General features: G+C 63.8%; 22 protein-coding genes. 8 read left to right on the top strand and 14 right to left on the bottom strand.

What is annotated here, in order from left to right:
- Positions 1-23: 23 nt before the first annotated feature.
- Together NKJ76_RS23790 and NKJ76_RS23785 are read right to left on the bottom strand one after the other, a co-directional pair.
- Positions 24-698 (bottom strand): response regulator transcription factor, encoded by a 675-nt coding sequence (locus NKJ76_RS23790; protein WP_352538486.1) that lies wholly within the window; start codon positions 696-698, stop codon positions 24-26.
- 252 nt (positions 699-950) lie between these two features.
- Positions 951-2,504 carry a Do family serine endopeptidase gene (locus tag NKJ76_RS23785; RefSeq protein ID WP_023670184.1) on the bottom strand — a complete coding sequence of 518 codons (1,554 nt, stop codon included), beginning with the start codon at positions 2,502-2,504 and terminating at the stop codon, positions 951-953.
- 191 nt (positions 2,505-2,695) lie between these two features.
- Here NKJ76_RS23785 and NKJ76_RS23780 point away from each other — a divergent pair, with 191 nt between their 5' ends.
- Both NKJ76_RS23780 and NKJ76_RS23775 read left to right on the top strand, forming a co-directional pair.
- Positions 2,696-2,965, top strand: a complete 270-nt coding sequence (locus NKJ76_RS23780) for a CopG family ribbon-helix-helix protein (protein ID WP_023670183.1) — start codon at positions 2,696-2,698, stop codon at positions 2,963-2,965.
- Complete coding sequence (locus NKJ76_RS23775) at positions 2,962-3,270, top strand: type II toxin-antitoxin system RelE/ParE family toxin (protein ID WP_023670182.1); 309 nt, start codon at positions 2,962-2,964, stop codon at positions 3,268-3,270. The genes NKJ76_RS23780 and NKJ76_RS23775 overlap by 4 nt, the downstream gene beginning before the upstream one ends.
- Here NKJ76_RS23775 and NKJ76_RS23770 read toward each other — a convergent pair.
- The 8 genes from NKJ76_RS23770 to NKJ76_RS23735 all read right to left on the bottom strand — a co-directional run bounded on the left by NKJ76_RS23770 (position 3,267) and on the right by NKJ76_RS23735 (position 10,433).
- Positions 3,267-3,731 carry a cytochrome c-type biogenesis protein gene (locus NKJ76_RS23770; RefSeq protein ID WP_023670181.1) on the bottom strand — a complete coding sequence of 155 codons (465 nt, stop codon included), beginning with the start codon at positions 3,729-3,731 and terminating at the stop codon, positions 3,267-3,269. The two genes, NKJ76_RS23775 and NKJ76_RS23770, sit on opposite strands and share 4 nt — an antisense overlap.
- The gene (locus NKJ76_RS23765) at positions 3,728-5,719 is read right to left on the bottom strand and encodes a heme lyase CcmF/NrfE family subunit (protein WP_352538485.1); all 1,992 of its coding nucleotides are present in this window, start codon (positions 5,717-5,719) and stop codon (positions 3,728-3,730) included. The genes NKJ76_RS23770 and NKJ76_RS23765 overlap by 4 nt, the downstream gene beginning before the upstream one ends.
- Entirely contained in the window at positions 5,719-6,162 is a 444-nt protein-coding gene (gene ccmE, locus NKJ76_RS23760; protein ID WP_023670179.1) for a cytochrome c maturation protein CcmE, read from the bottom strand. Before ccmE ends, NKJ76_RS23765 begins: the two co-directional genes overlap by 1 nt.
- A gap of 3 nt (positions 6,163-6,165) precedes the next feature.
- Positions 6,166-7,320, bottom strand: coding sequence for a c-type cytochrome biogenesis protein CcmI (gene ccmI / locus NKJ76_RS23755; RefSeq protein WP_352538484.1), 1,155 nt, complete (start codon positions 7,318-7,320; stop codon positions 6,166-6,168).
- An 85-nt stretch (positions 7,321-7,405) separates the two neighbouring features.
- A complete protein-coding gene (locus tag NKJ76_RS23750; protein WP_023687241.1) occupies positions 7,406-7,849 on the bottom strand; it encodes an RT0821/Lpp0805 family surface protein in 444 nt (147 codons plus the stop codon).
- A 174-nt stretch (positions 7,850-8,023) separates the two neighbouring features.
- Entirely contained in the window at positions 8,024-9,442 is a 1,419-nt protein-coding gene (locus NKJ76_RS23745) for an ATP-binding protein (protein WP_352538483.1), read from the bottom strand.
- On the bottom strand, positions 9,426-10,091 hold the full coding sequence (locus NKJ76_RS23740; protein WP_023731025.1) for a response regulator transcription factor: 666 nt from the start codon (positions 10,089-10,091) through the stop codon (positions 9,426-9,428). Before NKJ76_RS23740 ends, NKJ76_RS23745 begins: the two co-directional genes overlap by 17 nt.
- Before the next feature lie 81 nt (positions 10,092-10,172).
- Positions 10,173-10,433, bottom strand: coding sequence for a hypothetical protein (locus tag NKJ76_RS23735; protein WP_023670174.1), 261 nt, complete (start codon positions 10,431-10,433; stop codon positions 10,173-10,175).
- Positions 10,434-10,714: 281 nt separating this feature from the next.
- Between NKJ76_RS23735 and NKJ76_RS23730 the strand changes: the two genes are divergently transcribed.
- Positions 10,715-11,101, top strand: coding sequence for an ester cyclase (locus NKJ76_RS23730; RefSeq protein ID WP_352538482.1), 387 nt, complete (start codon positions 10,715-10,717; stop codon positions 11,099-11,101).
- A 6-nt stretch (positions 11,102-11,107) separates the two neighbouring features.
- Here NKJ76_RS23730 and NKJ76_RS23725 read toward each other — a convergent pair whose 3' ends face one another.
- Positions 11,108-11,515 (bottom strand): DUF3168 domain-containing protein, encoded by a 408-nt coding sequence (locus tag NKJ76_RS23725; RefSeq protein ID WP_352538481.1) that lies wholly within the window; start codon positions 11,513-11,515, stop codon positions 11,108-11,110.
- A 217-nt stretch (positions 11,516-11,732) separates the two neighbouring features.
- Between NKJ76_RS23725 and NKJ76_RS23720 the strand changes: the two genes are divergently transcribed.
- Positions 11,733-11,942 carry a hypothetical protein gene (locus tag NKJ76_RS23720; protein WP_023702192.1) on the top strand — a complete coding sequence of 70 codons (210 nt, stop codon included), beginning with the start codon at positions 11,733-11,735 and terminating at the stop codon, positions 11,940-11,942.
- 7 nt (positions 11,943-11,949) lie between these two features.
- Positions 11,950-12,141 (top strand): hypothetical protein, encoded by a 192-nt coding sequence (locus tag NKJ76_RS23715; protein WP_023684535.1) that lies wholly within the window; start codon positions 11,950-11,952, stop codon positions 12,139-12,141.
- A gap of 43 nt (positions 12,142-12,184) precedes the next feature.
- Here NKJ76_RS23715 and NKJ76_RS23710 read toward each other — a convergent pair whose 3' ends face one another.
- Together NKJ76_RS23710 and NKJ76_RS23705 are read right to left on the bottom strand one after the other, a co-directional pair.
- On the bottom strand, positions 12,185-12,451 hold the full coding sequence (locus NKJ76_RS23710) for a DUF1488 family protein (protein ID WP_352538480.1): 267 nt from the start codon (positions 12,449-12,451) through the stop codon (positions 12,185-12,187).
- Positions 12,448-12,711, bottom strand: coding sequence for a hypothetical protein (locus NKJ76_RS23705; protein WP_023670169.1), 264 nt, complete (start codon positions 12,709-12,711; stop codon positions 12,448-12,450). The genes NKJ76_RS23710 and NKJ76_RS23705 overlap by 4 nt, the downstream gene beginning before the upstream one ends.
- A gap of 247 nt (positions 12,712-12,958) precedes the next feature.
- On the opposite strand from NKJ76_RS23705, the gene NKJ76_RS23700 reads away from it, so the two are divergent.
- The 3 genes from NKJ76_RS23700 (at position 12,959) to NKJ76_RS23690 (ending at position 15,315) form a co-directional block, all read left to right on the top strand.
- Positions 12,959-13,321, top strand: a complete 363-nt coding sequence (locus NKJ76_RS23700; protein WP_023698577.1) for a co-chaperone GroES — start codon at positions 12,959-12,961, stop codon at positions 13,319-13,321.
- Positions 13,322-13,385: 64 nt separating this feature from the next.
- Positions 13,386-15,014: a chaperonin GroEL gene (groL, locus tag NKJ76_RS23695; protein ID WP_023684537.1), complete on the top strand. Its 1,629-nt coding sequence runs from the start codon at positions 13,386-13,388 to the stop codon at positions 15,012-15,014.
- Between the two features lie 136 nt (positions 15,015-15,150).
- Positions 15,151-15,315 (top strand): hypothetical protein, encoded by a 165-nt coding sequence (locus NKJ76_RS23690; protein ID WP_023742658.1) that lies wholly within the window; start codon positions 15,151-15,153, stop codon positions 15,313-15,315.
- Positions 15,316-15,327: 12 nt separating this feature from the next.
- Here the strand turns inward: NKJ76_RS23690 and NKJ76_RS23685 are convergent, their stop codons facing one another.
- Entirely contained in the window at positions 15,328-16,881 is a 1,554-nt protein-coding gene (locus NKJ76_RS23685; RefSeq protein WP_352538479.1) for a trimethylamine methyltransferase family protein, read from the bottom strand.
- Between the last annotated feature and the right edge of the window lie 86 nt (positions 16,882-16,967).

Genomic DNA, 16,967 nt, shown 5'->3' with positions numbered 1-16,967 from the left:
TACCTACTTTTTGGGATCATGCTCTAGCCGCTCTTCAGCATATAGCCGGCGCCGCGAACCGTATGCAGGATCGGCTTGTCGAAACCCTTCTCGATCTTGCCACGCAGGCGCGAGACGTGAACGTCGATGACGTTGGTCTGCGGATCGAAATGATAGTCCCAGACATTTTCGAGCAGCATGGTGCGCGTCACCACCTGGCCGGCATGGCGCATCAGATATTCGAGCAGGCGGAATTCGCGCGGCTGCAGCGTGATCTCGCGCGCCGCGCGCTTGACCGAATGGGACAGCCGGTCAAGCTCGAGATCGCCGACCCTGTAGACGGTTTCGGCCTCCCTGGCGCTGGCGCGGCGGTTCAGCACCTCGACGCGGGCGAGCAATTCGGAAAAGGCATAGGGCTTGGTCAGATAGTCGTCCCCGCCGGCGCGCAGACCGGTGACGCGGTCATCGACTTCGCCCAGCGCCGACAGGATCAGCACCGGCGTGGTGTTGCCGCGCGAGCGCAGGCCGGCAATGACGGAGAGCCCGTCGCGGCGTGGCATCATGCGGTCGACGACCATGACGTCATAGTCGCCGGCATCGGCCAGCGCAAAGCCGGTTTCGCCGTCGCCGGCTACATGGGCGATGTGCCCAGCCTCGGCAAAGGCCTTCTGCATATAGTCGGCCGCCTCGCGATCGTCTTCTATGACGAGAATCTTCATAGAGCCGTTATACGCGATTTCGCCGGAAGATTGAGAGGCCGCCATAAGCGCAAAAGCTTTCGTTCAAGCATGTCGTTTTGCCAAACCGCCGTGCACTTTGGGCGACATGCTTCGATGTTAGAGCGGCAGCGGGCGATGGGGGCCCGCTGCCGCCGGGGGCAGAACACGATGACTGACTAACGCGTTCGGCCCCTTGCTTCCCGTGCGGCGGCTCGGGGGTGTTGAAACCGCCGCACTGGAAACTGTGTGATGTCAGCCTTTGGCGACTGGCAGCGCGACGAAGCGGTTTGAATCGTCGCGGGTGATCTGCATCAGCACCGCCTTGCGGCCGGACTTGACCGCATCGGCCATCGCCTTGGCGACGTCTTCGGTGCCGTTCACCTCCGTCGAATTGACCGAGGTGATGACATCGCCGGGCTGGATGCCGCGGTCGGCGGCATCGCTGTCGGGATCGACATCGGTCACCACCAGGCCCTTGCCGTTTTCCGACTTGGTGACGGTGAGGCCGAGATCGGCCAGCGCGGCGGGCTTTGCCGGTGCCGCGGGCTGCTGCGGGTCGGCCGAGGCCTGCTTGTCAGTGGATGGCAACGTGCCGAGATCGACCTTGATGGTCTGGCTCTTGCCGTCGCGCCACACCGTGACGTCGACCGACTTGCCGGGTGGGTACGCGCCGATCAGACGAGCCAGTTCCTTCGGCGATGCGACGTCCTTGCCTTCGACCTGGGTGATCACGTCACCGGCGGTGATGCCGGCCTTCTTGCCGGGGCCACCGTCCTGGGCGCCCGAAACCAGAGCCCCGTTCTGCGACTTCAGGCCCAGCGATTCGGCGATGTCCGATGTAACCGGCTGGATTTCGACGCCGAGCCAGCCACGCTGCACCGAGCCGCTCTTCATCAGATCCTGCACCACCTGCTTGGCGGTGGAGGCCGGAATGTCGAAGGCGATGCCGACGCTTCCGCCCGACGGCGAGAAGATCGCGGTGTTGATGCCGACGACCTGGCCGTTGAGGTTGAAGGTCGGGCCGCCCGAATTGCCGCGGTTGACCGAGGCGTCGATCTGGATGAAGTCGTCGTAGGGACCGGCGCCGATATCACGGCCACGGGCCGAGACGATGCCGGCGGTGACGGTGCCGCCGAGGCCGAACGGATTGCCGACGGCCACCACCCAGTCGCCGACGCGAACCTTGGAATCGTCGGCGAAATCGACATAGGTGAACTTGCCGACGCCATCGACCTTGAGCACCGCCAGATCGGTGCGCGGATCGGTGCCGATCAGCTTGGCGTCAAGCTCCTTGCCGTCATTCATTACCACTGTGAAGGCGGAGCCTTCCTCGACGACATGGTTGTTGGTGACGAGATAACCGTCATCGGAGATGAAGAAGCCCGAACCCTGGGCTACCGGACGCGGCTGGTCGTTGTTATGGTCGCGGTGGCTGAAGCGACGATTGCCGCCGCCCTGGCCGTTCTGATCGCCAAAGCCCCGGAATTGCTTGAAGAACTGGCGCAGCTGCGGATTGTCGGGCAGGTTGTTCATGCCGTCCGGATCGTCGGACTGGTCGGAGCCGTCATCGGCGGCAGGCTCGATCTTGGCCTTGACCTTGACGCTGACCACGGCCGGCGAAACGCGCTCGACGACGTCGGCAAAGCCCGGTACCTGCGGCGCTTCGACCCGCACGGCATCGGCCAGAACGGGAGCTGTACCAGTGGCAACGGCGCCGAAACCGATGCCGCCGGCAATGGCCAGCGAAGCGGCGGCGGCCAACAGGCGCTTGCGGGTCCGGGAATATGGGTTGGGGGCGATAGTCATGGGTCTCATATCCTCTTTTCACTGGATGCGGCTCAGGCAGAGCATCCTCGGACAAGAGAAATAGAGAGGCGCACATTACCGCGCCATTTCCGAAGCATGAAAGTTTTGTAATGTTGGGCGGACGCACAAATCGCTTGGTTGCGCTCGCCTGCTGCGCTATGGTGTACACAACTCAGCACAAGGCTTTCACAATGACAGCAAGCACCACCATGACCATTCGAGTCTCGTCCGAGACCAAGCTGAAGCTGGAGCAGATCGCTACCGATACCAGGCGTAGTAAATCATTCCTCGCCGCCGAGGCGGTCTCAGCCTATGTCGATCGCGAGCTGGATATCATCGAAGGCATAAAACGTGGCATGGCCGACGCAGAGGCTGGCCGCGTCGTGCCCCACGACGACGCCATGGCGGAGGTCGACGCGGTGATCGAAGCAGCGAAAGCCAGGCGCGCAGGCAAGGCGTGAAGCGGTTCGTCACCTGGTCGCGAGAGGCGCTGGACGATCTCACGCAGCAAGTTGCCTTTATCGCTCAGGACAATCCTGCCGCCGCCCGACGCCTCGCGGACCGTATCCGTGAAATGGGCCGGGGCCTTGGTGATATGGCGACGGGCCGACCTGGCCGGGTAACAGGCACTTATGAGAAGCCCATCGGCCGCCTGCCCTACATCATTGCCTATGAATTGCGCCTGATCGCCGGCCGTCAGAGCATTGTTATCCTGCGCGCCATCCACACGTCGCGGGACTGGCCTTTGGAGGAATGGCCGAGCTAGTCGCTCAGCATCTTGTCCAGCGCCGCCTGTTCCTCGGCGCTCAGCGCCTTGGTTGCCAACGAGCGGCGGGAGCGTGTGGTCAGCACAATGAAAATGCCGCCGACTAGAAGCAGAAGCACCGGCGTGCCCCAAAGCAAGGCGTTGCGCGGGCTGAAGCGCGGCTTCAACAGCACGAACTCGCCGTAGCGCGACACGATATAGTCCATCACCTGCTGGTCGGTATCGCCGGCAACCAGGCGCTGGCGCACCAGGATGCGCAGGTCGCGGGCGAGGTCTGCATCGGATTCGTCGATGGACTGGTTCTGGCAGACCATGCAGCGCAGGCCTTCCGACAGTAGCCGCGCCCTCGCCTCGAGCGCCGGATCGGTGAGAACCTCGTCCGGTTTCACCGCTTGCGCCGCGCCGGCAAACAGCAGCGCCAGAAGCAGGGTGAGCGAGGCCAACGAGAACCTGGTGCTCACGGCGCGCCTGCCGACGGCATGGAGGCTGCCTGCTTGCGGCGGCGCGAGGGTGCGCCAACCCGCAGGCGCCGGTCGAGCAGCGACATTGCGGCTCCCGCCATCATCACCAGAGCTCCGCCCCAGATCAGCGTCACCAGCGGCTTCCACCACAGGCGCACCACGACCGACCCATCGGTGCCCTCATCGCCCAGCGACAGATAGAGCTGGCTGAAGCCGATCGTCTCGATGCCGGATTCGGTCGTCGTCGTCTGCCGCACCGGAAAGAAGCGCTTGGCCGAGGTGATCTCGGCTGAAACGCCGCCACCGGCGCCGATCACGGAAAAGCGGCCGCGCTGCTCGCTGTAATTCGGACCCTGCGCCGGGAAGAGGCCGTCGAAACGCAGCGTGTGGCCGGAGAGTTCGACGCTCTCGCCGGCATGCATCGACAGTATCCTTTCGGTGCCGAAGCACAGCGTGCCGACAATGCCGAGCGTCGTCAGCCCGAGGCCGAGATGGGCAAGTGCAGTGCCGAACACCGAACGCGGCAGGCCGGCGAAACGGCGCAGCATGATGGCGGGCGACACATTGCCAAAGCCGGACTTGACGGCGAGGTCGGTGAGCGCGCCGCAGATCAGCCAGCAGGCGAGGCCGACACCAAGGGCGGCGAACACCGACGCGCCGTCGATAAACAGCCCCGTGACCAGCATCGCCAGGAGAGCGGCGCCGAAAGCCGCCATCAGGCGCTGAGCGACGGCATAGAGGTCGCCGCGCTTCCAGGCTAGCAGCGGCCCGAACGGAACCACGACCAGCAGCGGCACCATCAGCGGGCCGAATGTCAGGTTGAAGAAGGGGGCGCCGACCGAGATCTTGCCGGCCGAAAGCGCCTCGACCGCGAGCGGATAGAGCGTGCCGACCAGCACGGTGGCCGTGGCTGTGGTCAGGAACAGATTGTTGAGGACGAGTGCGCCTTCGCGCGAGATCGGGTGGAACAGGCCGCCGGCCGTCAGCCGCGAGGCGCGCAGCGCAAACAGGGCCAGCGAGCCGCCGATGAACAGCGTCAAAATGCACAGGATGAAGATGCCGCGGGTCGGATCGGTGGCGAAAGCATGCACCGAGGTCAGCACGCCGGAGCGCACCAGGAAGGTGCCGAGCAGCGACAGCGAGAAGGTGAGGATGGCAAGCAGCAGCGTCCAGATCTTGAGCGCCGAACGCTTCTCCATGACGATCGCCGAATGCAGAAGAGCCGTGCCGGCCAGCCACGGCATAAAGGAGGCGTTTTCGACCGGATCCCAGAACCAGAAGCCGCCCCAGCCGAGCTCGTAATAGGCCCAGTAGGAGCCCATCGCGATGCCGCCGGTGAGGAACATCCAGGCGACCAGCGTCCACGGCCGCACCCAGCGCGCCCAGGAGGCATCGATGCGGCCTTCGATGAGGGCGGCGACCGAGAAGGAAAAGCAGATAGAAAACCCGACATAGCCGAGATAGAGCAGCGGCGGATGGATGGCGAGGCCGAGATCCTGCAGGACCGGGTTGAGATCGCGGCCCTCGATCGGCGCCGGATTGAGCCGGGTGAACGGATTGGATGTCGTCAGGATGAACAGGAAGAAGGTGGCGCCGATAGCCCCCTGCACGGCCAGCACATTGGCGCGCAGCGTCGCCGGAAGGTTGGAGCCGAAGACAGCGACCAGCGCACCGAAGAAGGTCAGGATCAGCACCCAGAGCAGCATCGAGCCTTCGTGATTGCCCCAGGTTCCGGTGATCTTGTAGATCAGCGGCTGCAGCGAATGCGAGTTTTCCCACACGCTCGCCACCGAGAAATCGGAACTTGCATAGGCGCCGGCGAGTGCTGCGAACGACAGCGCCGTGAGCGCGAAGCCTGTGACCGTGACGGGACCGCCGACAGCCATCAGCCTCTGGTTGCCGGTACGGGCGCCGATCAGCGGCACCAGCGTCTGCACCAGCGACAGCACAAAGGCGAGGACGAGCGCGAAGTGTCCGGTCTCAACCATTACTGGCTCTTGCTCTCTTGCCACACGCCCTTGGCCTTCAGCCCGTCAGCGACTTCCTTGGGCATGTAGCGCTCGTCATGCTTGGCCAGCACGCTGTCGGCGACGAAAACGCCGTCGGCGCCAAAGCTGCCTTCGGTGATGACGCCCTGCTCCTCGCGGAACAGATCGGGCAGGATGCCGGTATAGCTGACCTTGACCGATTTGTGCGTGTCGGTGACCGAGAACGCAACCGTCGCGCCCTGCCCGCGCACGACCGTGCCCTTTTCGACGAGGCCGCCGAGCCTGATGCGCTGTCCCGGCTGCAAGCTGGCGGTGGTCAGATCGGCGGGCATATAGAAATAGGAGGCCTTCTGGCCCAACGCATAGAAGGTCAGCCCGGTGGCGGCGCCGAGGAAGGCAAGACCTCCCACAATCACCGACAATCGCTTCTGCTTGCGCGTCATGTCCTACTCCGTCGCCGTCAGGCCGAGCGAGGCGGCAAAGGCGGTGAATTTCTTCGCTTCCTCACTGTCGGCGCCAAACACGGCAATACCGCGATGCAGCGCGTCGCGCGCCTGGTCGGCCTTGCCCAGCACAACATAGGAACGAATGAGCCGCATCCATCCTTCCGTGTCGCGCGGATTTTGCCGCAATTTTTCGTCGAGGCCGCCGACCATGGTTTCGATCATGGCCTGCCTGTCCTGCGGCGCCATCGACGAGGCGGCATCGACGGCTGCGGCGTCGGGGCCTTTGGCGGGCTCTCCTGACGCGACGCTGCGGTTGGCGGCCTCGGCCAGTGCCTGTTGGACAGCTCCGCGCCATGGCGAATCCTGCGGCAGGGAATCGAGCATTTTCTGCCAAGCCGTGGTTGCCTCGGGTATGCGGCCTTCCTGGGCCAGCGCCATCGCCAAATAGAACGAGGCTTTCGCGTTTCCCGGGTCGAGTTTTAGCACCTGTTCGAAAGCGTATTGCGCATCGGCCGAAACGATGCCGCCGGCCGCATTGGCGATCGCTTCGCCGAGACCGGCCTCGCGGGCAGCCGTGTCGCCATCGAGGCGGATGGCATTGCGATAGGCGGTCACGGCATCGGGAAAGCGCTGCAGGCGCAGATAGATCGGGGCGAGCACGTCCCAGCCGCGTCCATCGCCAGGGTTGGCGGCAAGATGGGCCTCGGCGCGCGCCACCAACTCGTCGACCGAACTATCGGCCGGATTCTTGGCCAGCCGTTCGGCAAGCGGCTGCGACGGCAGATCCGGCGAGCCGAGCTGGCTGTACAGGCCCCAGCTGAGAAGCGGGACCACCAGCACCGCTGATGTTGCCATCAACCTGGCCGCCCTCGACGGCTGCCGCGCGCCAGGTGCATCGGCTTGACCGACATTGGCTTGACCAACATCTCCCAGGCGAAGGATGCGGCGGGCGATCTCAGTGCGCGCCTCCTCGGCTTCGGCCGGCTGAATCAGGCCGCGCGCGGCGTCACGCTCAAGCTCGGCCAATTGGTCGCGATAGACTTCGAGATCATGGTCGCTGCTGGTCGGAGCGCCCTTGCCGCCGCTGGTCAGCGGCAGCAGCACCGCCAGGCTTGCGCCCAGCGTGAGGAGTGCGGCTATGACCCAGAACAGCATGGTTCTTCCAATAGAGCGAGAGCCCTGCTCTCACAACATGAGGGTGCTGCGACGCTTTGACGGGATTCCGACCCCGGCCCAATGTTCAGGTCAGCGGCGTCCAGCTGCCGTCGGCGTTGCGGCATGCGGTGCCCCGCGCGGTCTGGCCGGCCGTGCCGGTAAACACCGTATGGGTGTACTGGCGGCAATCCTGCGAGCCGACGCGGTAGGGCTGGGCCGCGACGACTTCGCCGGAATGGGCCGAACTGTCGCTCTTCCAGGTCACCTTCTGGCCGCTCGCCGTATATTCGAGCGCCTTGTATTCCGCCTCGAGCGCCTTGCGCTTCTCGGTGCTGTTCAGGCCGCTGCCGATCGATCCGCCGACGAGCCCGCCGGCCATGGCCGAGATGATCGTCGTCGCGACTTTGGCCCCTGAAGGAGGCGACGCGGGCGGGTTGGTGATGGAGATATCCGGGCCACTGCCCTTGCCCAGCGTTCCGCAGCCGGAAAGAGCGAGCAGTGCGGAAACGAGCGCAACGCGAATCTTCATGCCAACAACCGGTTTTCTTGAACGGGATGCGCTGGGGGCCGCGTCATCGGGGGCGTCAGGACGTCATACTGTTGATATTTGTCGGAAATTTGGCCGTTCTTAACGGCTTTTGCGCAATCGATGGGCCGCCATAACACAGGCATTCGGCCGTGTCGATTGGCCCTGGGCAGTACATCATTGCAAGCTCCGCAAGCGCACAACCGCCTTCAGCCCGCCCATCGTGGAGCGTTCCAGCGCCAGCGCCCCGCCATACTCGTTGACGAGGTCGGCAACGATGGCAAGTCCGAGCCCGGTTCCCGGCTTTGTCTCGTCGAGGCGCCGGCCGCGTTTCAAGACATCGCGGGCCTTGTCCTCGGGGATGCCGGGACCGTCATCCTCGATCGATAGCTCGAACAGGCCGGCTGCGGCCGGCGTGACGGATACGGCAACAGTGCTCTTCGCCCATTTCATCGCATTGTCGAGAAGGTTGCCGAGCAGTTCCTCCAAATCCTCGCGCTCGCCAGCAAAGACGATGTCGGCCGCCGGCAGCATAAGCGACAGGCTGACATCAGGCTTGAGTTTTTGCAGCACGCGCACCATGCGCTGCACCAGCGGCGTCACCGGCGTGCGGTAGACGACGCTGTCGCGCTGCGCCGCGACCCGTGCCCGCTGCAGGTAGTGGTCGACCTGTTTCTGCATCGAGGCGGCCTGGTCGGCGATGAGCTGGCCCTTGGCGCCGCCGAGAGCCCGGCCCTCATTGATCAGCACGGCGAGCGGCGTCTTCAGCGAATGGGCAAGGTTGCCGACCTGCGTACGCGAGCGCTCGACGATGCGCTTGTTGTTTTCGATCAGCGCATTGGTTTCGTTGGCGAGCGGCTCGATCTCGGCGGGAAACCGGCCATCGAGCCGCTGCGCCGTGCCTTCGCGCACCTGGGCAAGCGCGTTGCGAACCCGGCCCAAGGGCTGCAGGCCGAGCAGGATAGCGATCGCATTGATGGCGATCATGCCGACGCCGAACAGGCTGAGATAGGTCAGCAATCGGCCCTGGAAGGTGGCGATCTCCTGTTCGAGCTCGGTCTTGTTGCCCATCACGCGGAAGCGCGCGGCGCGGTTCTTGGCGTCGAGCACGAATTCGCTCTCGAACACTTCGAGCTGCTCGTCGCCGATACCGTCGGTGGAGTAGCTGCGCTGGAAGCTCGAATTGAACGGCACCTCGGCGACGGTCGGCGACGGGATCGTCGTGGTCATCGAGGACGAATGAAGGTTGCCGTGCACACCTTCGGAAGCCGGCTCCACCGACCAGTACCAGCCCGAATTCGGCTCCGAGAAGCGCAGGTCGCCAAGGTCGGGAGCACCGGTGAGCTGGCCGGATTCGGAAACGCCGACCGAGCCGATCAGATTGAACAGATGCGCCGACAGCAGGCTGTCGAAGCCGCGCTCGCTGGCCTGGCGGTAGAGCGTGGTGATCAGGGTGAAGATGACGATCAGGGTGAGGATCGCCCAGATCGTGGAAAAGCCGATGACGCGGAAGGCCAGCGAGCGCGGCCAGAGCCGCGCCGAAAAAGGCTTCCTTGCTGGTATGGGGAGCGGTTCCGCCTTACGCCTCCGGCTCACGCATGCGATAGCCCATGCCGCGCACGGTTTCGATCATGTCGATGCCCATCTTCTTGCGCAGCCGGCCGACAAAGACCTCGATGGTGTTGGAATCGCGGTCGAAATCCTGGTCGTAGAGATGCTCGACCAGCTCGGTGCGCGACACCACCTCGCCCATATGGTGCATCAGATACGCCAGCAGGCGGAACTCATGCGAGGTCAGCTTCAGCGGCACGCCGGCGACATCGGCCTTGGAGGCCTTGGTGTCGAGGCGCAGCGGCCCGCAAGTGAGCTCGGACGAGGCATGGCCGGCGGCGCGGCGGATCAGCGCCCTCACCCTGGCCAGCACCTCCTCGATGTGGAACGGCTTGGTGACGTAGTCGTCGGCGCCGGCATCGATGCCCGACACCTTGTCGCTCCAGCGGTCGCGCGCTGTCAGGATCAGCACCGGCATCTTGCGGCCGTTGCGGCGCCAGCGCTCGACGACGCTGATGCCGTCCATCTGCGGCAGGCCTATGTCGAGCACGACGGCATCGTAGGGCTCGGTGTCGCCGAGGAAATGCCCCTCCTCGCCGTCATAGGAGCGGTCGACGACATAGCCGGCATCGACCAGCGCGTCGGCCAGTTGCCGGTTGAGATCCTTGTCATCTTCGACGACGAGTACGCGCATGATCGGTCAGGCCTGTTGATGGGTCAGCTATAGGCCGATTCCGGTGGTCTGGGAAACGACCCTGCAAGGGGGAAGATTGGATCAGTTCGCCGGGACGACGATCTCGGAGCGGCGCGGGCGCTGGCCGTCCTTGCCTGGCACAAGCACGACGATGACGCAGACCTCCTGGCCGCCACGCGTCGTCTGCGAAGCCTTGGCCAGCGTGCCGCCATTCTGCTCGGCAACCTGCTGGCCGATCGCGTAGCAATCCGCCGCGGCTGCCGGCGTCGCTTGCGACGCCAACAGGCCGGCCGCCGTGAGCGCCAGTATCGCGGTTCTGACATGAGAGCGAAGCGTTTTCATGGTCGGCGTTGTAACGCAACTGTGCTGAACGTGAAATGAACGGTGAACGGGTGAAAATCCATCCCCGCAATACCCCCTGCGCGCGAAACGAATGAATACGATCCTACCGCCCAGTCCCTCAGACCGGGCAATGGATTCATAACCGGAAAACCGGCTGCGCGGCTATGGTTTTTGCGCGCGCGTTCTCAATTCGCAGCCAGATTGGGAACAGGTCAAGGCGAGACCATTCTGAAGGGCCGCCCTAAATAGCGCGGGAAAACGTCAAATTATCGGAGTGCGCCATGACGGATAAAGACCTTGCCGACCTTTACCGGGGCTATGTCGCTTGCCTGAATGCCCAGGACTGGGCGAAACTTGGAGACTTTGTCGGCGACGAGGTGCAGCACAATGGCGAAATGCTGGTCCTGTCGGGTTATCGCCGTATGCTCGAAGGCGATTTCGAGGCGATTCCCGACCTCCGCTTCAACATCGAACTGCTGGTCTGCCAGCCGCCGCGCGTGGCGGCGCGCCTGCATTTCGACTGTCATCCCAAGGGCGTGCTGTTCGGCCTGCCGGTGAACGGCAAGCGCGTGTCGTTCGCTGAGAATGTTTTCTACGAATTCGGAGAGGGTCGCATCCGCGAGGTGTGGTCAGTCATCGACAAGGCCGAGATTCAGGCGCAAATCTAGGTTGCTTCAATCACTTTGCTCGGTGAGAGCGCGTATCCGCAGCACCCCGTGGTAGAGCGCCAGGTCCTCGTCGTAGCGGGCCTCGGCGAACTCCAGGGACAGGCGGGTCTGGTCGCGCGAGCCGGTGGCGAAAGCGGCTCCGTCAAGGCGCGCCCGGAGGCTGTCCATGATCAGACGCGTCTCGGCCTCGCCTTGCGCCTTCGACCAGACATGCAGCGTGATGAGCTGGTCGTCATCATTGTCGGCGCCGGTGTCCAGATCGAATGCGCTGGTCCTGCCATAGGTCACATAAGGGAAGGCGGCACTGTCGGCCGCCTGCTCGCGCAACCCGGCGCCGCCGAGCAGCGCCGTCAGCGAGGCATCGCTCTTCAATCTCATGAACAAGGCTTGCAGCAAATCGCCGGGCGCCGTCATCGTCGTCTCCGTTCGCCTGTCACGCTTTGAACAACCTCAGTTTCGCGCGCAACCTAACCGCGTTGCACGGATTTCGCCAGATGACGATCCGCCTGATGGAAGGCGGCGAATCGGGCGGCATGGCCCTTTCACGGACCGGGTTCTATTTGGCATGCGGGGAGTTTCAAGAAGGGTGTTATGAGGAGCCCTGTTTTCTCCGGCAATTCGAGGTCATTTCATGCGAACGCCACCGCTGCTGCCGGCTTTTGGAAAGCTCGGCGTCAAGCCCCCGGTCGCGATTGCGGCAGCACCCGCCCTGTCGAAGAGCACCGTGGCCCTGCGCATGCGCGAGATACTTTCAATGCATGGCGGCCTGGCCTTGAAGCTGTCGGTGGTGGCCTGGACAATCCTGATCCTGGCGGCGGCATTTTTCATGTCAAAGGCCTGATGCCGATATGACAAACCGCTACGCGTTGCGCATGGACGAGCCCGAGAGCTGGACTATCTTCGACATCTTCACCGGCCAGCCTGTCGAGCTTAAGCAACAGGTAATGGTGGCCATGAATTTGCGCGATGCGGAAGCGATGGCCGACCGCCTGAACAGCCGGGACGTCAAGCGGCGGGCAAAAGCCGACCGCAAGTCCTGACGCACGCTGATCTCAGCCGCTCTGATTGCAAGACGAACGCGCGCTAACCGAAATCCGCGGCTGTGAGCACATATATGCTCTTGTGGGTGCGGGCGTAGGCCTTGCTGGCAATGTCATGGATGGAGCTGGACGCGGTGTCGAAAGCCGCCAGATAGGTGGCTTCCGCGGTCGCCGTCCCTGATGGCTCCTTCGAGAGGGCATCGGCTGCGACAGAGAAGGAAATCTGGAACATGCCGTCGTGGCCGACAAAGCGGATGCGCTTGCCGGCCTCGTCATAGAAGCGACTTGGATTGGGGAATGTCAGGCTCATGACGTGCCCCCCTTCGGCGCGGCGGCGGCTTTCTTGACTGTCGCCCGCTTCTTCTTCGGTGTCGGGTTCAAGGCTTCCGCGACGCGGTCGGCCTCTTCCTTGGCCAGGCGCAATTCCCTGAGCCTTGCTGTCTTGATCTCCCTGGCCCTCGCTTCGGACATGTAGTCGGAGGTTGCCTTGTTGCGCTCGGCCGTCTTCTTCTGCTTGTCCATGAAGCGGGCTTCAGCTTTTTCCATGATGCTCTGATTGCCTTCGGCCATCGCCTAAATCTCCTTCGTGCCTGAAATTGTGAAATCGAACTTACGATATAAATAGTCACTTTTGCCTCGAAATTCAATTTTTTGAAATATCTAGGCGCCTCGCGACGTTTCGAACCCGGCAGACATCATAATACTTTTTAATATTTAATTTTGGCCACGAATAATTTTTGGCACTCCTATCTATCGAGTGCCAACACGCCTATAAGAACGGCGCGGTCGCCTATGCCGGCCCCAGAAAGAAGTTCTCATGAAGTTTCGGCCACTCCACGACCGCGTCGTCATCCGGCGCGCCGAAGGCGATGTCAAATCCAAGGGCGGCATCATCATTCCCGACAATGCCAAGGAAAAGCCGCAGGAAGGCGAAGTCATCGCCGTTGGGCCGGGCGCACGCGACGAAAACGGCGCGCTTGTTCCGCTCGACGTCAAGGCCGGCGACTTCATCCTGTTCGGCAAATGGTCGGGCACCGAGGTCAAGATCGACGGCGAGGACCTGCTGATCATGAAGGAAGCCGACATTATGGGCGTCATCGACAAGAGCGAAACGGCCGCTATCGGCAAGAGCGGGACGGTCGTCACCGAGAAGAGCGTCAAAGCCAAGAAGGCTGCCTGACCGGCCTGGCTTTGCCAGGCTCCGGCGAGCCGCTTGCTTCACCACACCAACGGGATTGAAAAAAATGTCTGCCAAGGAAATCAAATTCGCCACCGACGCGCGCGACCGCATGCTGCGCGGCGTCGAGATCCTCACCAATGCGGTGAAGGTCACGCTCGGCCCCAAGGGCCGCAACGTCATCATCGACAAGGCCTATGGCGCGCCGCGCATCACCAAGGACGGTGTGACGGTGGCCAAGGAAATCGAGCTTGCTGACAAGTTCGAGAACATGGGCGCGCAGATGGTGCGCGAAGTGGCTTCGAAGACCAACGACCTCGCCGGTGACGGCACCACCACCGCCACGGTGCTGGCCGCATCGATCCTGCGCGAAGGCGCCAAGCTGGTTGCCGCGGGCATGAACCCGATGGACCTCAAGCGTGGCATCGACCAGGCTGTCGCCGCCGTGGTCAAGGACATCAAGGCGAAGGCCAAGAAGGTCAAGTCGTCGGCCGAGATCGCGCAGGTCGGCACCATCGCCGCCAATGGCGATGCCAGCGTCGGCGCCATGATCGCCAAGGCGATGGACAAGGTCGGCAATGACGGCGTCATCACCGTCGAGGAGGCCAAGACCGCCGACACCGAACTCGACGTCGTCGAAGGCATGCAGTTCGACCGCGGCTATCTCTCACCCTATTTCGTCACCAATGCCGACAAGATGCGCGTCGAACTGGAAGAGCCTTACGTGCTCATCCACGAGAAGAAGCTCGGCAATCTGCAGGCGATGCTGCCGATCCTCGAAGCAGTGGTGCAGAGCGGCAGGCCGTTGCTGATCATCTCGGAAGACGTCGAAGGCGAAGCACTGGCGACGCTGGTCGTCAACAAGCTGCGCGGCGGCCTCAAGGTCGCGGCCGTCAAGGCGCCGGGCTTCGGCGATCGCCGCAAGGCGATGCTGGAAGACATCGCCGTGCTGACATCGGGCCAGATGATTTCCGAGGATCTCGGCATCAAGCTCGAAAACGTCACCATCGAGATGCTTGGCCGCGCCAAGCGCGTACTGATCGAGAAGGACACCACCACGATCATCGACGGCGCCGGCACCAAGGCGACCATCCAGGCGCGCATCGCGCAGATCAAGGGCCAGATCGAGGAGACCACGTCCGATTACGATAAGGAGAAGCTGCAGGAGCGGCTGGCCAAGCTCGCCGGCGGCGTCGCCGTGATCCGCGTCGGCGGCGTCACCGAGTCTGAAGTGAAGGAAAAGAAGGACCGCATCGACGACGCGCTGAATGCGACGCGCGCGGCGGTGGAAGAAGGCATCGTGCCCGGCGGTGGCGTGGCGCTTCTGCGCGCCAGATCGGCGCTGGCCGGGCTGACTGGCGCCAATGACGATGTGACGGCAGGCATTTCGATCGTGCTCAGGGCACTCGAAGCGCCGATCCGCCAGATCGCCGAGAATTCCGGTGTCGAAGGCTCGATCGTCGTCGGCAGGCTGTCCGACAGCAAGGACCACAATCAGGGCTTTGATGCCCAGAACGAGGTCTATGTCGACATGATCAAGGCGGGCATCGTCGATCCGGCGAAAGTGGTGCGCACCGCACTGCAGGATGCCGGCTCGATTGCAGCGCTTCTGATCACCGCCGAAGCGATGATCACCGACGTTCCGGCCAAGGATGCGGCGCCTGCGGGCGGCGGTGGCGGCATGGGCGGCTACTGACCATCGCCCGAAAATTGCCCGCCTGGGAATCTGGGCGGGCATAAATCAGAACAGGCTGCCGGGGACATTTCCCCGGCGAGCCAGGAATTTCCGTCAGTCAGTCAAGACCAGTCAGCAACGACAGGGAGATCGACAGATGATCACATTTGCCCCGAAGGCAAACGCTGTATCCGCGACCAAGCCGGCGGAGGAGAGCCGCTTCGATCGCATCCGCCGGATTGCCGCCGACAAGCACAGGCAGGCCGATGCCGGGCCGATTCGCCGCGAGCCGTCGAAGACCGGCGACAAGCGGCCGATGTGACGGCTGCCAACCTCACGACACCGGCAACGCTCCGCCCTCTTCGGTGCGGCGGGCAATGAACTCGTCGAGCACATCGGATGTGGCAACGGCCGACGCCGGCGGCTGGAAGTCGGCCAGCGTCCGCTTCCAGATGCCGGTGGCGCGCTCGGTGGCCGACTTCGAACCGGACTGCGTCCAGCTGCCGAAATTCGACCAGTCGGCGACCAGCGGCTCGTAGAAGGCGGTGCGGTAGCGCGTCATGGTGTGGCCGGCGGAGAAGAAATGCCCGCCCGGCTGGACTTCGGCGATCGCCTCGAAGCCGATCGAATCCTTGTCGCCGGGGGTCGTAGCGCAGAGTTCGGCAACCGTCTGCAATGCCTCGATATCGGTGATCAGCTTCTCGTAGGAGACGCTGAGGCCACCCTCTAGCCAGCCCGCGGCATGGATGCAGACGGTGGCGCCGGCAAGCACCGAGCCCCACAGCGCGAACTGCGTCTCGTGCGCCGCCTGCACATCGGAAATGTTGGCCGCACTGCCGCCGCCGGACCGCCAAGGCAGGCCGGTGAAGCGCGCCAGCTGGCCGGCGCCCAGCGTCGCCTTGACGTGCTCGGGCGTGCCGAAGGCCGGTGCGCCGGACTTCATGTCCACATTGGAGGAGAAGGATCCGTAAACCACCGGTGCGCCCGGCCGCACCATCTGCGCCAGCGCGAGACCAGCCAGCGCCTCGGCATGCTGCAGCGTCAATGCGCCGGCGACGGTGATCGGCGCCATGGCGCCGGCCAGGCAGAAGGGCGTGATGATGGACACCTGGCCGGCCTTGGCGAAGTCGATGATGCCCTGCGCCATCGGGATATCGAGCTGGCGCGGCGAATTGGTGTTAATGACGGTATAGCAATGGACGCCGGCAAGGAACTCGTCCTGCGAGAGGCCGCGCGCCAACCGGATCATCTCGAACCCGTCCTCGACCTGCGGCGTGCCACGGGCGAAGACGAAGGGAAACTTGTCCGACAGGGTCAGCTGCGCACGGTTGACGGCATAGTGGCGCAAACGGTTGTCGACATCCTGAGGCTCGATCCAGGGGCCGAGCATATGCAGCACGTCGAAATTCTGAACAAGCTTGGTCAGTTCTTCGAAAGCGGCGAGCGTGCCCGGACGCCGTCCGCGTTCGAGATCGGTGACGTTGGGCGCCCCGGCTCCGGCGAGGAACGTCATCGAGCCGAGCTCCAGCATGAGATCGCGGCTACGGTCGCCCGCCAGCGCCCGGATGGATTTTGGCGCCGAGGCGATTGCCGCAGTGACAATATCGCGGCCGATGCGCACCATCTGGCTGTCCTCGTCGACCAGCGCACCGGCTTTGGCGTAGATCGCCCGTGCCTCCGGCAGCAGCACCTTGATGCCGAGCTCTTCCAGCACGCGCAACGCCGTGCCGTGGATGGCCGCGACCTGGTCGTCCGAAAACACCGGCTGGGGCAGGAACGGGTTTTTGAGCGAGCGATAGTTCGGGTGGCGGCTTGACCCGCTGCCGGCCTCACCGGTGTGCCCGCGCCGGCGCTCGCGCCTGGTCTCCCTTATGATGTCATCGACCATGGCCAAAACTCCTCATGCCGCATCGCCTGCCCTCGGGGTCGTATGGCGAGGCCGGAATAATTCGCGCCGGCCGCTCGACGCCGACA

This window comes from Mesorhizobium sp. M0029, assembly GCF_040323735.1.
Taxonomy (GTDB): Bacteria; Pseudomonadota; Alphaproteobacteria; order Rhizobiales; family Rhizobiaceae; genus Mesorhizobium.
The sequence above is the reverse complement of the archived record's forward strand: the minus strand, read 5'-3'. Positions and strand labels throughout refer to the sequence as shown.

What these genes read in the sequence shown, in the direction of transcription:
- NKJ76_RS23790 (WP_352538486.1), bottom strand. Translation starts at nt 698, where the DNA reads ATGAAGATTCTCGTCATAGAAGACGATCGCGAGGCGGCCGACTATATG.
- NKJ76_RS23785 (WP_023670184.1), bottom strand. Translation starts at nt 2,504, where the DNA reads ATGACTATCGCCCCCAACCCATATTCCCGGACCCGCAAGCGCCTGTTG.
- NKJ76_RS23780 (WP_023670183.1), top strand. Translation starts at nt 2,696, where the DNA reads ATGACAGCAAGCACCACCATGACCATTCGAGTCTCGTCCGAGACCAAG.
- NKJ76_RS23765 (WP_352538485.1), bottom strand. Translation starts at nt 5,719, where the DNA reads ATGGTTGAGACCGGACACTTCGCGCTCGTCCTCGCCTTTGTGCTGTCG.
- ccmE (WP_023670179.1), bottom strand. Translation starts at nt 6,162, where the DNA reads ATGACGCGCAAGCAGAAGCGATTGTCGGTGATTGTGGGAGGTCTTGCC.
- ccmI (WP_352538484.1), bottom strand. Translation starts at nt 7,320, where the DNA reads ATGCTGTTCTGGGTCATAGCCGCACTCCTCACGCTGGGCGCAAGCCTG.
- NKJ76_RS23750 (WP_023687241.1), bottom strand. Translation starts at nt 7,849, where the DNA reads ATGAAGATTCGCGTTGCGCTCGTTTCCGCACTGCTCGCTCTTTCCGGC.
- NKJ76_RS23740 (WP_023731025.1), bottom strand. Translation starts at nt 10,091, where the DNA reads ATGCGCGTACTCGTCGTCGAAGATGACAAGGATCTCAACCGGCAACTG.
- NKJ76_RS23735 (WP_023670174.1), bottom strand. Translation starts at nt 10,433, where the DNA reads ATGAAAACGCTTCGCTCTCATGTCAGAACCGCGATACTGGCGCTCACG.
- NKJ76_RS23730 (WP_352538482.1), top strand. Translation starts at nt 10,715, where the DNA reads ATGACGGATAAAGACCTTGCCGACCTTTACCGGGGCTATGTCGCTTGC.
- NKJ76_RS23725 (WP_352538481.1), bottom strand. Translation starts at nt 11,515, where the DNA reads ATGACGGCGCCCGGCGATTTGCTGCAAGCCTTGTTCATGAGATTGAAG.
- NKJ76_RS23720 (WP_023702192.1), top strand. Translation starts at nt 11,733, where the DNA reads ATGCGAACGCCACCGCTGCTGCCGGCTTTTGGAAAGCTCGGCGTCAAG.
- NKJ76_RS23715 (WP_023684535.1), top strand. Translation starts at nt 11,950, where the DNA reads ATGACAAACCGCTACGCGTTGCGCATGGACGAGCCCGAGAGCTGGACT.
- NKJ76_RS23710 (WP_352538480.1), bottom strand. Translation starts at nt 12,451, where the DNA reads ATGAGCCTGACATTCCCCAATCCAAGTCGCTTCTATGACGAGGCCGGC.
- NKJ76_RS23705 (WP_023670169.1), bottom strand. Translation starts at nt 12,711, where the DNA reads ATGGCCGAAGGCAATCAGAGCATCATGGAAAAAGCTGAAGCCCGCTTC.
- NKJ76_RS23700 (WP_023698577.1), top strand. Translation starts at nt 12,959, where the DNA reads ATGAAGTTTCGGCCACTCCACGACCGCGTCGTCATCCGGCGCGCCGAA.
- groL (WP_023684537.1), top strand. Translation starts at nt 13,386, where the DNA reads ATGTCTGCCAAGGAAATCAAATTCGCCACCGACGCGCGCGACCGCATG.
- NKJ76_RS23690 (WP_023742658.1), top strand. Translation starts at nt 15,151, where the DNA reads ATGATCACATTTGCCCCGAAGGCAAACGCTGTATCCGCGACCAAGCCG.
- NKJ76_RS23685 (WP_352538479.1), bottom strand. Translation starts at nt 16,881, where the DNA reads ATGGTCGATGACATCATAAGGGAGACCAGGCGCGAGCGCCGGCGCGGG.